The sequence below is a fragment of the Desulfosporomusa polytropa genome (assembly GCF_055380075.1).
On the sequence record NZ_AP042400.1, the window covers coordinates 4,225,294 to 4,239,846 of the forward strand.

Consider the following 14,553-nt stretch of genomic DNA (forward strand, 5'->3'; position numbering starts at 1 on the left):
AGAGAAATACATGTTTGCAAAGCTAAGGGTTTTCTTAACAATGGTTAAGTTTGAGCACACTGTTTTTGCGCTACCGTTCGCCTATGTTGCCGCGCTTTTGGCTGACGGGAAGGTGCCCAACGCTTGGAATCTGTTTTGGATTACCTTGGCAATGGTCGGCGGCAGAACTACGGCAATGGGACTTAATCGAATTATTGATCGCTTTATTGATGCGCAAAATCCACGCACGTGGAACCGCGCTTTGCCTCAAGGCTTGATAAAAGTCTGGGAGGCTTGGTTTTTTACGCTAATTGCCGCCGCTGTATTTGAGCTTGCAGCTTATATGTTAAGTACATTAGCGTTTATCATTTCGCCTGCAATTTTGTTAATCTTTGTTTTCTATTCTTATACAAAGCGGTTTACTTGGCTTTCTCATTTTGTGCTTGGCTTGGCTATTGGGCTTGCTCCGCTAAGTGCATGGATCGCTTTGACCAATGAGGTCCCGATTGGCGCTGTGTTGTTAAGTGTCGCAGTGGCCCTGTGGGTGGCTGGATTTGATATTATTTACGCCTGCGACGATGTCGAATTTGATCGAACCATAGGCTTACATTCTATTCCCGCTTATTTTGGGATTGAGACTGCGTTAACAATTTCGGCATTTATCCATCTTGCGGCGTCAATTTGTTTCACTATTACCGGCATGGTCCTGAATTTAGGCTTAATCTATTGGATCGGTTTAGTGGTTGCTGCATATATGCTATATAAACAACACCAGATTATTTCACCTATAAATCTATCTAAAATTAATGTAGCTTTTTTCTATTTAAACGGTACATTAAGCATGGTTATGTTTATTGCTACTGCTTTGGAAATTGGGACAAGGTAGCAGGGATACTAAACTATTTGGTAACTGTTACTTTTAGGTATCGGCGAAAAAAGCCTCAACCCCTGCGTAATTGATATGCGCCCCCTTAAAGTAGATAGGTTAAGTAGGACGACTCAGAGTCGAGTAGAGGCGGAACTCACGTTCCAGCCCCCCTCACGGAACCGTACTTACCCTATTAAGGCATCCGGCTCTTCATAGCAGCATTTACTTACGTTTAGCCATAGATATCCTCATAAACTTTTCATCTTCTATACAGTCTTGTAATTGTTGTGCTACGACTGTGGTGTTATTAATTTTACATTTTTCAACTTGATCTGCTCTAGAACTTATATATGGCCTGTAAAAAAGGACCGCTTGCCTTAAACTCTAAGTAGTCATTACCAGATGTAATCTTTTGAGCACATATACGATACCCGGCACCGAGAGCAAGTTTGCCAAATAACTTTACAACACCTGCTTCTGTATTGTAATAATACTGTTTTCCCGGGTAAACGGAAGCCTCTGCATAGTAGACCGTTTTTCCTGTCCTACCAGATTCCATCCTATAGCCAATAGCCGGAATAATTCCATCGAAATCTTTTACTTCTTCCCCCTGGCTTCCTGCCACTCTTTGTTTTTGTCCGAAATACACCAATTCAAATAGCAAAGAAGAATTTCTGTCTCCCTCTGGACTATAAGAAGGAAGCCACTTCGCGGTCAGATATTTTATTCTCGTTTCACTTTTCAAACCTTCACCCGCAGTGTATGTAGTGTCTTTAAAATTAGCACTGCTACTAAGGTTCTTATTACCCACAAGTTTATAGTATTCAAAGTTTAATCTTATTTTACCGTCCGGCGGTATCAGCCCCACCTCATCTGGATTTGTGGCTTTAGTATCTTCCATTTTCAAATCAAGGGTGTCATGTAGATCGAGCTCATTACCTACATGACTATTGCCATTCACTTTGACATTGCCGCTAATATGAGGGTTCCAAATTCTACTACCAATGGTTGGAAACATTTTAGCTAATAATCCTTTATTCTTTTTTGCCTTTACGACAGGCTGTTCGACTGACTGCGTGGCTGAACCTCCCGCGTCTTTTCCCTCACTCGCCAGGGCGACGGAAGGTAAAATCCACCCAGTGACTAACATACCCAGCATAAAAACTACAGCTACTCTGGTATTTTTCATTTAACATTCTCCTTTTTCAAAAATAGAAATATTATATGCAAAAAGTTTACACATAAATAAGTACGACACAAATAGCTTTTTAGTTCGATACATTCAATGACTATTTATTATTTCACTTATGATTTTGCATAGTAAAAAAAGGGCACCCTCAGGTAACCCTCAAAAAAAAGTCTTACATTACAAATTATTTTTTAACTTTTTCCAGCAATTTATTGTAAAGAATCATGTTATCCCTATCAATATTTTCCCATTCTTGAGTTAGATTCTCTTCTTTAACCAGCTTATTGTTACTATCATATGTTCTTTGCTTTTCAGCTTTCATTTGCTTAGTCTCCGTGTTAAATAAATAGTTAATCACATACGACTTATTATTAATATTTAATTTTAGCCAACTATTAATAATAGTGCCATCATATGTTACGCTTTCTTGATCAAAGTAAACACTTACATTGTCTTTAGAAAACAATAAAACAAAATTAGGGGCAGCCATAGCGCTGCTTATCGATAAGATCATTAAAACTACCATCAACATAATACTCTTCTTAAATCTCATTTTTATTCCACCTTTTCAAAATATTATAGATCAAACCTTAGGATTGCCAAAGGCACATAGTACTACTTTCCTCATGCTTTTCTTCAACCTTCACCTCCCGATATTTCGTGCCTATCCTATTTATCTGGATCGGATTAGCCTGTTTAAGAGTTGTATCAAAGAAAGTTCGCACCAAATCGCGAGTAATCTGGATCGCCCGAGTCGCATCCATCGGGTTTGGATTGTCGTTCGGGTCAGGTTGGTATATTCCCAGAGCTCTCGTTATCAGTATGTAATCACTGAAACTTAAATGAGCACTATCGTTTACCGTGATCTTATAACTACTTTTAGGGAGATTTTCCCATAACACCTCCAAAGTCTTATCTCCTCTTGATGGCCCGACAATCATCATCGGCTTTGAAATTGGCCTTTTATAATCTTCTCCCCAAGTTGAGCCATCAAAATCAATAGCTGCGGCTACCTGTGGGGTTTGGATGCCAGTCTGAATCGACGCTGCGCCACCAAAAGAATGTCCAAAGCACCCAACACGCTTAAAGTCGACTCGCCCAGCAAACGGCAACTTAGAATTACTGTCAAGCTCCTGCAGATGCTTGACTGCAAACGTTAGATCATCCGCTACTTCTTGATTATACTTACTCTTCTCTTCTACTTCGTCTTCGCTGTCGGACGCTACCCACGCTACCCTTATATGTCCATCTGGAAAAGATGTTAAGGCACTATTAGGAGAGTTCACCCCCACCACAATGTAGCCGTGGGAAGCAACATCCTCCAAAATGCTTTGATATAGGAAATAACTCATACCCAATCCTGGTGAGAAGATTACTACTGGAAACCGCTCATGACCAGCTACGACTTGAGCGCCAACCACCGCATGGGTTTTAATCTTAAACCGGATATTTTTATCCACTCCGGGAGTATTGATTGCCTTTAGCCAATATTCGGCAGTAGCCTCATCCGTATATGTACTCTTGGGTCCATCTACTCCTTTGTTTGCTGGATACCAGATCTGGGTCATGAACTCCCGGTGTTTGGAAGAACTCCCATCGACATATATGCCAGGCCGCCCTGGATCAACCATAGGTAGAACCACAGTGCCTACTCCATAAGATCCAGTGACGGCGGGCAATTCAACCCCAGCCCACTGTGCCAATCCAATACTGCAATTTCCTAAAGCTAAAAGAAAAACAGTTACTATTAACCATAAACGCTTCAAAAAAAATCACCTACATTCCAAATTTTTATTCTCCCATAGTCATTACGAGAATAACTTTGCTTTGGTTCAAACAAACCCATTTTTATAAGAAAAAAATACAAGGCACCCCAAAAAGCGCCTTGTATACATATATGTATTACCCTCAATCAATACTTTCATCAACGAACTTTAAGCTTAAATGGCCGTACTACTTCCACGGAAGATAAGTTTAGCGAATTCATATATTCCGCCTTTTCCCTTGGCGCTGTCATAATCCTATTGACTTGTTGAATCGGATAGCCCTTTTGTAAAAGTTCCTGCGCAAGTTCATCCATAGCGTGAAGCACATCGTGCAAATCCAGCTCCCTATCGTATGTGTCAACAGATAATGCGTGGACTTTTTGCATAAAGGATTTTACGCCTTCATCACCTAACTCTGATTGTCTAATATCATCAAGGATTAAAAAAACCTCTTTTACAACCAGGTTGTCACCCCCGGCATGGCTTCTATCCCTATCCACGCCCGGACCAGACACCAAGTTAGAATCCGGCTTATACTGCAACCAGAATTGTTTCACGTCGTCATAATACTCTTTGCCCAGTATATTCTCGTTATATAAGGTATACATATAGGAAAGCATTCCGGCACTTATATTTCCTGGATCGCTTGTATCAAATGCTGGCCACCAAAGACTTAGAACAGCTTCTTCAAAATATAGCTTTTGTAATTCCTTTTCACTCGTATCCGCTTTTGGCAATAATTTAAAATAATATTCAGAGATCAAAATAGCATTTTTCAATCCTAGTCTTTTCCGTTCAGCAGTTTCCCCCATCCAACTGTTCAGTAAGAATTGCGGCACCTCTACTATGCTCAAAGATTGCTTGTCTGTTAGCGGTATCAGTTTTTCATAAAATGTGGTCCTATCGTTGACTAATGTAATGATAGGATTTGCGTTCTCTTTATGCAGTTTTGCACAATAAGCTATCATATCTCCATTGGGATCAGCTATTTTTACATAAGGAGCAGCAATCAAAAAAACATCCTGGGCAGATGAACTAAAAAAAGCAAACTTCCTACCAGTTCCCTCTGCTAGATAGGTTTCTTCCCTCAAAGGTAGTCCAGTAACAACTTCCATGTCCCTATCTATTTCAACAGTTATAAAAAAGGCAGCAGGCAGGTGGGAGACATTGCGCGCCGACAATATCTGTGTGGGTTGATCAGTCCACTTGCTCTGATAGACAACAATGTTGTATACCAGGTTTTTACCTAAAACAGGATACCATGCATGACCAGACCGTAATAATGTCATCGCCGGTGAAACAAAATTAATGAATCCCCGCGGCTGGGCATCATAGTTCGTAAACCACTCCCATACTTTGCCGGAATAATTCAGATCAAATTCCATAGTGGCTCCGGCAGCAAGGGGCGCACTTAGTTTCACTGTAATAAAATCGCCGTTTCTTTCCCAAACAAGCTGTTTGCCGCTGCCATCTTTTACATTGTGAATGACATAATAATTTTTTAAGGTTAAGGGAATCTCTTGTATTTCGCTGTTACTTGTATTTTTAAAAACCAGCTTTGCACCACAATCCACAATATTCAAGACTGTTTTTAATTTAATATCCATTACATAGCTAACAGGTTGCAGCATGTTTGCCGTATTTACTGCTTGTCCGGCATCAGCCGCCGCATTAATAAAAGATTCCTGATAGGTTTGATCGCGGCCTTCATACTCCCGAACAAATAGCATAGAACTTGCTAAAAACATGACAAAGGCAATTGTTAACATCAGTATATATGATAGTCGCAGTTGCCCCAAACAACGCCGCTTACTATAAAAATAGTAACTGAATAAAAATAACATTGCCGAAAGCCCCAACTGTTGGCACAAAACTATTGGTATAAATCCAGTCTTAGGAAAACGCCCTGTAAGTTGTGAAGGGAATTCTGTAGCTGCCAGATTAACAGCCAAATTTATCGGCGGTAACCAATATGGCAATGAGGTGTTAAGATCACCATCAAGAGTGACCATTAGACTAAAGGCGGTTAGCAATGTAGCTAAAAAATTACTCGAACGGCAAAGTGTCTCTATAAACAAAGTAAAGCATATTGAATTTATACTGATCAAAAAATAATTCAACCAATAGTTCCATATCAGGTCAAAAAAGGGCATCGGCGCAGGAAAAATGAACAGTACCGCAGTGGTTACAACTAAGAACATCTGCATACCCAGCAAACTTAAAAGCAAGAAACTGCCTACTGCTCTCCCCAACAGCAGCTCCAAATCCTTACAAGGAAGTGTATTGAAAATTTCTGAAGCGCCACTGCGCCAATCCCTGGCAATCATACCGATATTCCAAAAGACAAAAAACATATAAAAAAATTGCGTAGCCCTAAGCACAAACGATTGATACTCATATAAAGAATACAGTAAAAGAGCATTGGCTAACACCACAAGTACCCAATAGCCAATACCTTTTATACCTACTCTCATTTCTTGAAAGGCAATCGCCATTATACTATTCATATATATTTACCTTGTCGATCCCATCAATGACATATAACCATCTGTTGTACTGGCAGTATCTGTTGTCTGCCAACTCATACCTGTGGCCAACTTGACAAGTTCATCTGGCTTTCCTTGAAATACCAAACTTCCCTGACGTAATACAGCAAGTTCCGAACAACAAGCTTCAATGTCAGCAAGAATATGGGTAGAATAAACAATGGTTATTCTACGTCCCAGTTCACTGATTATATTGCGAATATTATTTCGTTCGACCGGATCAAGCCCGGCAGTAGGTTCGTCCATGATCAAAAGCTGGGGGTTACCCAATAAAGCTTGTGCAACCCCCAGCCTCTGTTTCATGCCAAAAGAATATGCGGAAGTTCGTCTGTCCTTAACCTCCCCAAGATTAACTAGGTCAATCGCCTTATTCACCTGTGTTTTTCTTATTTGCTTATCGGTTATCCCTTTTAATACTGCAATATACTCCAGCATCTCAAAACCGGTCAACCTGGAGTAAAAACCAAATTCCTGCGGCAAATAGCCCAATTGATTACGAATCGCTGCTTTCTCTGAACATACATCTAAACTATTAACACTTACCCTACCACCCGTAGGCTCAATCATCGTCGCCAAAATCCTTAACAAGGTGCTTTTCCCCGCACCATTTTCACCCAAGAGACCAAACACACCTGTGCCTATACTGCAAGTAATATCGTTCAGTGCAATACAATCGTTGTTGTATCTTTTACTAAGGCTATTGATCTCTATCATCATAAATACCATTTCTTCCTCATTCGGAATCATCCTGGGATACTAGATAGATATACGCATCCTCTAAAGTAGGTTCTACGGAACACACCCCCGTAATCTCCGGCCTAACATCGCTAATAATCCTTACTTCATACAAACCTTTATCAACCCGTAAACTACTGACTATCAACTCATTTTTTTTATCATCCCACTCGCCCTCAGACAAAGTAGCTAGCCAGACCCCTCCCCTGGCAGCGTCTATCATTCTGGGTATTGGGCCTTTAAACCGCAATTTTTCCTTATGTAAGAGCATGATACTATCTGCCAAAGCCGTTAATTCTGAAATGATATGGGTACTCAATAGGACAATGCGCTCAGAGGATACTTTGGAAAATAAATTACAAAAATAATACCGTTCCTCCGGATCAAGCCCTGATAATGGCTCATCCATAATGAGAAGATCCGGATCATTTAATAATCCTTGGGCTATCCCAACCTTTTGACGCATGCCTTTTGTCCAGTCACGCAACGTTTTGTTATGAAAAGAAGTAATTTTTACTATGTCCATTACCTCTTCAACCCTATGAGCAGCCAAGGAAGTAGGAATTCCCTTTAAATCGGCAAAATACCTCAAAAATTTCTGAGCAGTCATTTCAGGATAAACACCAAATTTCTGAGGTAGGTACCCTATATGAGCTTTAAACTTGACACTATCATTAGGGAGAAACATTCCATGAAGAGATACTTGACCAGTTGTTGGTGCAATAATTCCTGCGATGATGCGTAATAAAGTTGTTTTACCAGCCCCATTAGGTCCAGTCAGCAGATGCAAGCCCTTGGGCAAAGAAAGGGAAACATTATTTAGCACGCTACTTTTTTTAAAGCATTTTGTAACGGAATATAATTCCAGCATATTCTTCTCTCTCTTTTATTCCTCTTGGGAGTAATCAATATTTTCAATACGTAAGTAACGTATATGCATTGCAATCAGCAGGAGACCTATCACTAAAAACACCATTGGCATTTCGCGCAATAAACCCGCTTGTATAAAACGATTGCCAAAATCGTTATGTTCAAAAATAATTTGCATTGCCCATATTATAAACGCAGAACCACAGCCATAACTAATGCCAAAACGCAAAGAAACAGCTAGGGAAACACCGAGGAAAAACACCATTGGTGCTAACCATGCAAGAATTGTCTTCCATAATAGTATTTTTCCATTTGTCAGTATATCAGAAAAGGAAAGGGCTATCATCCCTGTAGCAATCAGACAAACAATGATGGTATATCCCAATGTTACAATAATTCTTGCACCAGACAATTGAGCTGGAGTATAGGGACAAGATGCTTCCAGTTCATTTGCGCCATAAAACTGGGCCCTGTGTTCATAAAAAAGCGTCAACAAGCCTAAGATTGGCGCGCCATTTGTTAAAAAAATCAACGAATTCATATCACCCTTTGTTAATAAAATACCTGCAAAAATGATTAAACTCGTCGTCGCCATAAACCGCCAACTCAGTATATTCATTTGCGGTTTCACCAGACGAAAAACAGATAGTAGACCGCCATTACTAGCAAGTTTTTGTACCGCTACTTGATCAACAGGTTTAATAATGGGAACCTCTTTACTATCACTCATTTCATTTTCCTGCAAAACGGCTTTGAGGTTATTCAACAAACTGCTGGTCATCGCAGCAGTAGGTTCAGGAACGGTAAATTCAGATAGTTTGTTTAGTACACCAACCATCTCTTTATCATTCCTATCCTTATCAATTTCGCTAAGAATCTCCTGATATTTATCCAAGTTCCACGCCCCCCTCTTTAAGCAGCTTTTTAAGATTATGCAAACCATTAGATAACCTTGATTTAACGGTTCCTACAGGAATATTCAATACTAATGCTATTTCCTCCAGTTTCAGGTCTTCATAAAAACGAAGGACAACTACTTCACGGTGAATGTCTCCCAATTGATTGAGAACTTCTATAATCGTTTCCTGTTCATCCTGCTTCTGTAAAAATTCTTCCGGCGTATCCTCATAATCCCTAATATTATCAGATATCTCAAGACCAGGAATCGTTTTTTGCACATATGCACTTTTCAAATAGTCCTTACATGTGTTTGACGCAATTGTATAAATCCACGTCTTGAAAAGAAACTCTGGATTGTACTTTTTTATATTCCGGCATATTTTGATAAATACCTCTTGGGTAATATCGTTAGCACTATGATAATTTTTACTCATCCGATAGATATAGGAAAATATCTTAGAATGGTAGCGAGAAACAATAGTCTCCAAAGCTATCTCATTTCCCTGCTGCAATTGCCTAGCAAGTTCTTCGTCAGAAATAATTACTACCACCTCACTAAAAACCGATAAATATTACTAAACATACCCTCTAAGCCATCTCCCGACATTGCCTTATGGATATTATACCACCTTCATGATCTCAAACACTCTGCTAGTGAGCTAAAATTATTTTACTAAATAGTCTATTACCTTTGTCATTCATCTCCTTTTTTCTTGAATTGATTACTTCCATGTGAACATACACATAAAACCTCCATTAACTACCCTCTATCTTACGATTTAGGAAGGCAAAATAAAAAAACCTCACAACTGCGCATTCAGCACAATGTACCGCGTGAGGTTTTTTTATTTTTCCACCTCATTAGTATTCAATTAGCAATTAATGATTACGAAGTCTGCTTATTTTTATATTACGGCAGATTTTAATCAAGAACAAGCAAAATACTAGGTTATTCGGGAGCTTACAGCAGACGATACAAAGCTAATGCCTGATAAATACCATCTTGATCAACACTGGCTGTCACATAGTCTGCCTGAGCCTTCAAATCCAGATGGGCATTGCCCATGGCAATAGCTACATCAACATGGCTAAACATATCCAGATCATTTAATCCGTCGCCAAAGCAATAGGTTTTGTAATCAGTAAGCTTGAGTCGGAAAAGGACTTCACTCACAGCCACACCCTTGCCGGTATCACCGGCAAATACATCATATCCATGCTGCATCTCCTTAAGCGGTATAAATCGCAAAAAAGCAAGCTGCTCCTTTAAGCTGGCATATTGCTCTGTAAAAAAAGCATTAATCTGATAAACCGCTTCCTGTGTATGCAGATATGTTTCTGGTGTATCGAGTTTTACATGCAAAGTTTCCAGAAACTCATCAATGAATGCATCATGGTTAAAGGCCACCGACTTATAAGGGGTATGCAAAATATAAGCCACCTTGTTCCCGAATGTTTCCCTGGCTTTTTGCAATATATCGGCCTCAATTGGTTTACTATAAATAACCGCACCTTTATAAGTCGCCAGACTACCATTCGAAGAAATAATAATATCTGCTAATTGCAACAGATTTTCATCCTGCAGCATTTTGAGCGACCGGCCGGTAGCCAGCGCAACCAGTGTTCCTTTTTGCTTTAACATATGAATCCCGTCCAGGGTTGACGGTAATATACTGTTAGTAGCACGATCAACAACGGTATTATCCACATCAAAAAAAACTATATTCTTCATCTAAACCTTCCTTGCTTACCATTTATTCCCCGGATTTTAGTAAAAGCAGCCTAATTGATAAATTAGACAACCTGTCCCGTAAGTCCTGGCAAAATTAAAAAATAGTAATCCTATTTACCTGTGCTCGCAGTTCTCTGGCTACTTATTATCATAACCTCAATCACTCGCTGGGATAACAGCGACTGTCACTCTTACAAGTATTCCTCTTGTATTACCTCCTGACAATAAATCAAGCCTTCCATGCAAATGCCTGGAAGGCTTAGTTTTCCTGGAGCGGGCAACGGATTCGAACTCGCGGCTCACGACTTGGGAATCCAAAGACGGCATTTTCATTCTTCTCTCCTGATTGTTCTTTATACTGTCAACCGTCAATTCAGAATTTGTTTGATATAATCAATATCAGCTGCGATGGAATCTGTTTTTTGCGCGCACTGCTTTCCGTATTCGATGACAATATCCGCCTGCGGTGTATACTTTTGATAACAGGCAATAAACTGAGCGAAATCCAGTGTCCCATCAAGAATGGAATTATGATTATCCTCATGTCCATCGTTATTATGCACGTGATAGGCAATGATTTTATGAGCCAGCTTTTTTATCACCTGGCTCAAATCCCAGCCGTTGGCATGAGCATGACCCACATCCAACAAAATAGCATCCGGGATACTATCGGCCATATTGATAAACTGTTCTTCATTAAATAACATATTACCTCTGGCCAGCACACCTGCATTTTCGATTACAATCCGCGCACCGAAATGTTCAGCTTCGCGCCTGAGCGTTATGAGATTTTCTGTGGAAGCTCTCACCATTTGCTGCCAGCACTCCGCTTCCACCCGGCAATTATTGTGGTGATAAACGATATATCGACTTTTCAGTCGTTGAGACAGCTTCAGCGTTTGACGAAAGTAATCCATCGATCTGGCATACTCCACAGTTCCTTCAGCCTTGCTATGCTCAGTACAATAATAGGGGCCATGTAAAGCGATCGGATACCGCTGAAAGCTTTCCATGTGCTCCGCCAGTTTATGACAGAACACTTCACTCTGCCATTCCGGAAACAATTCGATACCCAATGAATGGTCACCAATTTTGTTCATTAGGCTAAAAATCCCTGTCAGTTGTTCTGGCTCATACAGATTGGTACTGATAAAAATGCTCACAATACACCTCCGGATAACCAATGTTCATCGTCGTCTGTTTATCAAATATATGAATTTTATCGGCCGCAAGCCCAAAGCACACACGATTGCCTGGTTTAAATTCGGCCCTATCACAGATCGCAACAACTTCGTTGCCCTCGATATCGAAATAAACACCGCAACGGTTACCATATTCTTCAATATATTTAACAATACCCACAAATACGTTATCTGTCTTATTCCGTTCCAATTGGATATGCTCAGGTCGAATCCCCAGATAAAACTCCCGACAACCATTTTTCCCAAGATGGGCACTCCAAAGTTCGGGCAATCTGACAGCTTGTTTGCCTATGATAATTGACCGTTCAGCATAATGTGCCTCAAAAATGTTGGTTGATGGTGAACCGATAAACTTGGCCGTAAAAACATTGGCCGGCCGGTTATACACATTATAGGGAGTGTCAATCATTTGCAACTTTCCTTCGTGCATGAGTGCTATCCGTTCTCCGACTGTCATAGCCTCAACCTGATCATGCGTAACATAAATAAAAGTTTGATGGTAGGTCTGGTGAATTTTGACTAACTCCTTTCTGGCATGACCTCTTAACTGGGCATCCAGATTAGATAGCGGTTCGTCCAGCAACAACAAATCGCTTCGTTTCACTATTGCCCGCGCCAATGCCACACGCTGGCGCTGACCTCCCGACAAATCTTTTGGTTTTCTATCCTCAAGTCCGTTAAGTTCCAGCATATCCAATGCAGACTGAAGTCTTTGGCGAATTTCCTCCTTCGGCAGTTTTTGTATCTTAAGTCCATAGACAATATTGTCGGCTACCGTCATATGTGGATATAAGGCATAATTCTGAAAAACCATGCTCACATTTCGATCACCGCTGGATACATCATTGACCCGCTGTCCATTCATATATAAGTTGCCGGAAGTAATTTCCTCCAAACCGGCAATCAACCGCAGCGTTGTAGATTTTCCACAGCCCGATGCACCCAAAAGTATCAGTCGTTCGCCCGGCTTGATGTTAAGATTCAGGTTCTCTATGACTTTGGTTTTACCATACGACTTACATACGTTCTCAAAAACAATTTCTTTCATATGGGCTGCCCTCCTTTGAAAGATTTTTGTCACTATCCTTTAACACCGGAAGAAGTAAACGTGCTAATAATATACCGTTGAAAAATAATATAAAGCACCAAAGGAATGATCATAGTAATAACCGACACCGCCATGGCAATCGTGAAATCAGTGCCGCCCTCAGAGCTGATAAAGAGCTGTAATGCCAAAGGCAGTGTGAAATTTGCCTTATCTTTTAGAATTAGGATCGGCCAAACATACTCGTTCCATGAATTAATGAAAAACATAATTCCACTGGAAACAACCGCAGGTTTAACCAAAGGGAATACAATATTTCCCAGAATCCTTAGGTGCCCTGTCTGATCCAGGCGCGCCGCCTCAATCAGTGATCTCGGCACAGTCCGCATCGCCTGCCTGATCAAAAAAATACCGGTGGCATCACTGAGCTGCGGCAGAATGACACCGATGATATTGTTCCTGAATCCAAGCTGAGATATAGTCAGGTAGTTAGGGATCATTGTAACGGTAAAAGGAATAAAAATGGTGCTAATTAAAATAAAGTACAGGACATTTTTTCCTCTGAAATCAAAATATACAAAAGAATATGCCGCTAGTGTACTGGTAACCGTTTTAAAAATCGTAACCGCCACGGCAATCAAAAACGTATTGGTGGTAATTTGCATCAAAGGCAACCGCGAAAATACCTGCACATAATTACTGAGTGTCGGATGTAGTGGAAGGCCAAATACGTTGCTGTATGCCTCACTCAGTTCCTTAAAAGAGCTTGAAAGAGCAAAGACAATCGGTGTCAGAGACAAGACTAAAGCGCAACAAAGCAGAACATGCCACTTAATTTCCTTGTCAATTCTCATAATGAATGCCTTTCTCCACATACTTGAATTCGAAAATCAACAGAGTAACAAACAGGGCCATTGTTACAATGGCAAAGGCGGAAGCATAGCCAGTGTGATATAGCGTAAACGCCTCTTGATAAACATTATAAATAGCGTTGGAGCTTGCATTATCCGGACCACCTTGGGTGATGACCTTGATTGGAGTAAAAACATATTGCAACCCCTGGACTATGGTCATGACGAACACATAGATGCCTGTGGCGCTGCTCATTGGTACTGCAATATCAAAAAAAATCCGGTGCAGCGGTACATTATCAAGTCGGGCTGCTTCAATGACCTCTTGGGGTACACCGCCAATTCCGCCAAACAGGACAATGAAATTATAGCCAAATACTTTCCAGGTGGTAATGATACTCAGCACAACGATGACCAGCCCCTGGGTCTTGCTCCATATGGGTATGGTAATCCCAAAAAACTTGGCGATAATCGCAACCGGACCTGAGACAGGATTTAAGATCCACAAATACAAAATAGAACCGACCACAAGAGAAATGACGCTAGGTAAGAAAAACAGACTTTTATAAAAACCCCGCCCCCGTTTAATCACAAATGATAGAATGAAGGCTAATATATAAGGGGCCGCCCAATTGAGCAACAGCAAAATCGCAATATATGCCAGGGTGTTTTTCATCACCGTATAGGTCAGAGGGTCCTGAAACAAGGCAATATAGTTTTGAATGCCAACAAATGCTTTTACTGGTTTAATCATATTCCAATCAAAAAAACTTAAATAGATAGTATAAAAAAGCGGATAGAACATAAACACTGCAAAAACAAGTAAAGAAGGCAGAATAAAACCATAAGCCATCAAGGTCTTGCTGGTAA

General features: G+C 40.4%; 14 protein-coding genes. 1 reads left to right on the forward strand and 13 read right to left on the reverse strand.

The features are described from left to right. The first annotated feature begins 10 nt into the window (after nucleotides 1–10). On the forward strand, nucleotides 11–865 hold the full coding sequence (locus ACZ449_RS21510) for a UbiA-like polyprenyltransferase (RefSeq protein WP_464258099.1): 855 nt from the start codon (nucleotides 11–13) through the stop codon (nucleotides 863–865). 319 nt (nucleotides 866–1,184) lie between these two features. Here ACZ449_RS21510 and ACZ449_RS21515 read toward each other — a convergent pair whose 3' ends face one another. From ACZ449_RS21515 to ACZ449_RS21575, 13 genes are all read right to left on the reverse strand, one after another. Continuing rightward, nucleotides 1,185–2,036, reverse strand: a complete 852-nt coding sequence (locus ACZ449_RS21515; protein ID WP_464258100.1) for a hypothetical protein — start codon at nucleotides 2,034–2,036, stop codon at nucleotides 1,185–1,187. Between the two features lie 184 nt (nucleotides 2,037–2,220). After that, nucleotides 2,221–2,589, reverse strand: coding sequence for a pilus assembly FimT family protein (locus ACZ449_RS21520; RefSeq protein WP_464258101.1), 369 nt, complete (start codon nucleotides 2,587–2,589; stop codon nucleotides 2,221–2,223). A gap of 37 nt (nucleotides 2,590–2,626) precedes the next feature. Continuing rightward, entirely contained in the window at nucleotides 2,627–3,802 is a 1,176-nt protein-coding gene (locus ACZ449_RS21525) for an alpha/beta hydrolase family protein (RefSeq protein WP_464258102.1), read from the reverse strand. Nucleotides 3,803–3,960: 158 nt separating this feature from the next. After that, nucleotides 3,961–6,309 carry an ABC transporter permease gene (locus tag ACZ449_RS21530; RefSeq protein WP_464258103.1) on the reverse strand — a complete coding sequence of 783 codons (2,349 nt, stop codon included), beginning with the start codon at nucleotides 6,307–6,309 and terminating at the stop codon, nucleotides 3,961–3,963. Nucleotides 6,310–6,315: 6 nt separating this feature from the next. Next, nucleotides 6,316–7,065, reverse strand: coding sequence for an ABC transporter ATP-binding protein (locus ACZ449_RS21535; protein WP_464258104.1), 750 nt, complete (start codon nucleotides 7,063–7,065; stop codon nucleotides 6,316–6,318). 16 nt (nucleotides 7,066–7,081) lie between these two features. Further along, entirely contained in the window at nucleotides 7,082–7,954 is an 873-nt protein-coding gene (locus ACZ449_RS21540; RefSeq protein WP_464258105.1) for an ATP-binding cassette domain-containing protein, read from the reverse strand. Nucleotides 7,955–7,969: 15 nt separating this feature from the next. Continuing rightward, nucleotides 7,970–8,848 carry a hypothetical protein gene (locus ACZ449_RS21545; protein WP_464258106.1) on the reverse strand — a complete coding sequence of 293 codons (879 nt, stop codon included), beginning with the start codon at nucleotides 8,846–8,848 and terminating at the stop codon, nucleotides 7,970–7,972. Then, nucleotides 8,841–9,404 (reverse strand): RNA polymerase sigma factor, encoded by a 564-nt coding sequence (locus tag ACZ449_RS21550; protein ID WP_464258107.1) that lies wholly within the window; start codon nucleotides 9,402–9,404, stop codon nucleotides 8,841–8,843. The genes ACZ449_RS21545 and ACZ449_RS21550 overlap by 8 nt, the downstream gene beginning before the upstream one ends. 410 nt (nucleotides 9,405–9,814) lie before the next feature. Then, nucleotides 9,815–10,585, reverse strand: coding sequence for an HAD-IIB family hydrolase (locus tag ACZ449_RS21555; protein WP_464258108.1), 771 nt, complete (start codon nucleotides 10,583–10,585; stop codon nucleotides 9,815–9,817). Between the two features lie 368 nt (nucleotides 10,586–10,953). Beyond that, a complete protein-coding gene (locus ACZ449_RS21560) occupies nucleotides 10,954–11,748 on the reverse strand; it encodes a sugar phosphate isomerase/epimerase family protein (protein WP_464258109.1) in 795 nt (264 codons plus the stop codon). Further along, nucleotides 11,717–12,835, reverse strand: a complete 1,119-nt coding sequence (locus tag ACZ449_RS21565; RefSeq protein ID WP_464258110.1) for an ABC transporter ATP-binding protein — start codon at nucleotides 12,833–12,835, stop codon at nucleotides 11,717–11,719. Before ACZ449_RS21565 ends, ACZ449_RS21560 begins: the two co-directional genes overlap by 32 nt. Nucleotides 12,836–12,867: 32 nt before the next feature. Further along, on the reverse strand, nucleotides 12,868–13,686 hold the full coding sequence (locus ACZ449_RS21570; RefSeq protein ID WP_464258111.1) for a carbohydrate ABC transporter permease: 819 nt from the start codon (nucleotides 13,684–13,686) through the stop codon (nucleotides 12,868–12,870). Then, the gene (locus tag ACZ449_RS21575; RefSeq protein ID WP_464258112.1) at nucleotides 13,676–14,536 is read right to left on the reverse strand and encodes a carbohydrate ABC transporter permease; all 861 of its coding nucleotides are present in this window, start codon (nucleotides 14,534–14,536) and stop codon (nucleotides 13,676–13,678) included. Before ACZ449_RS21575 ends, ACZ449_RS21570 begins: the two co-directional genes overlap by 11 nt. Nucleotides 14,537–14,553: the final 17 nt, after the last annotated feature.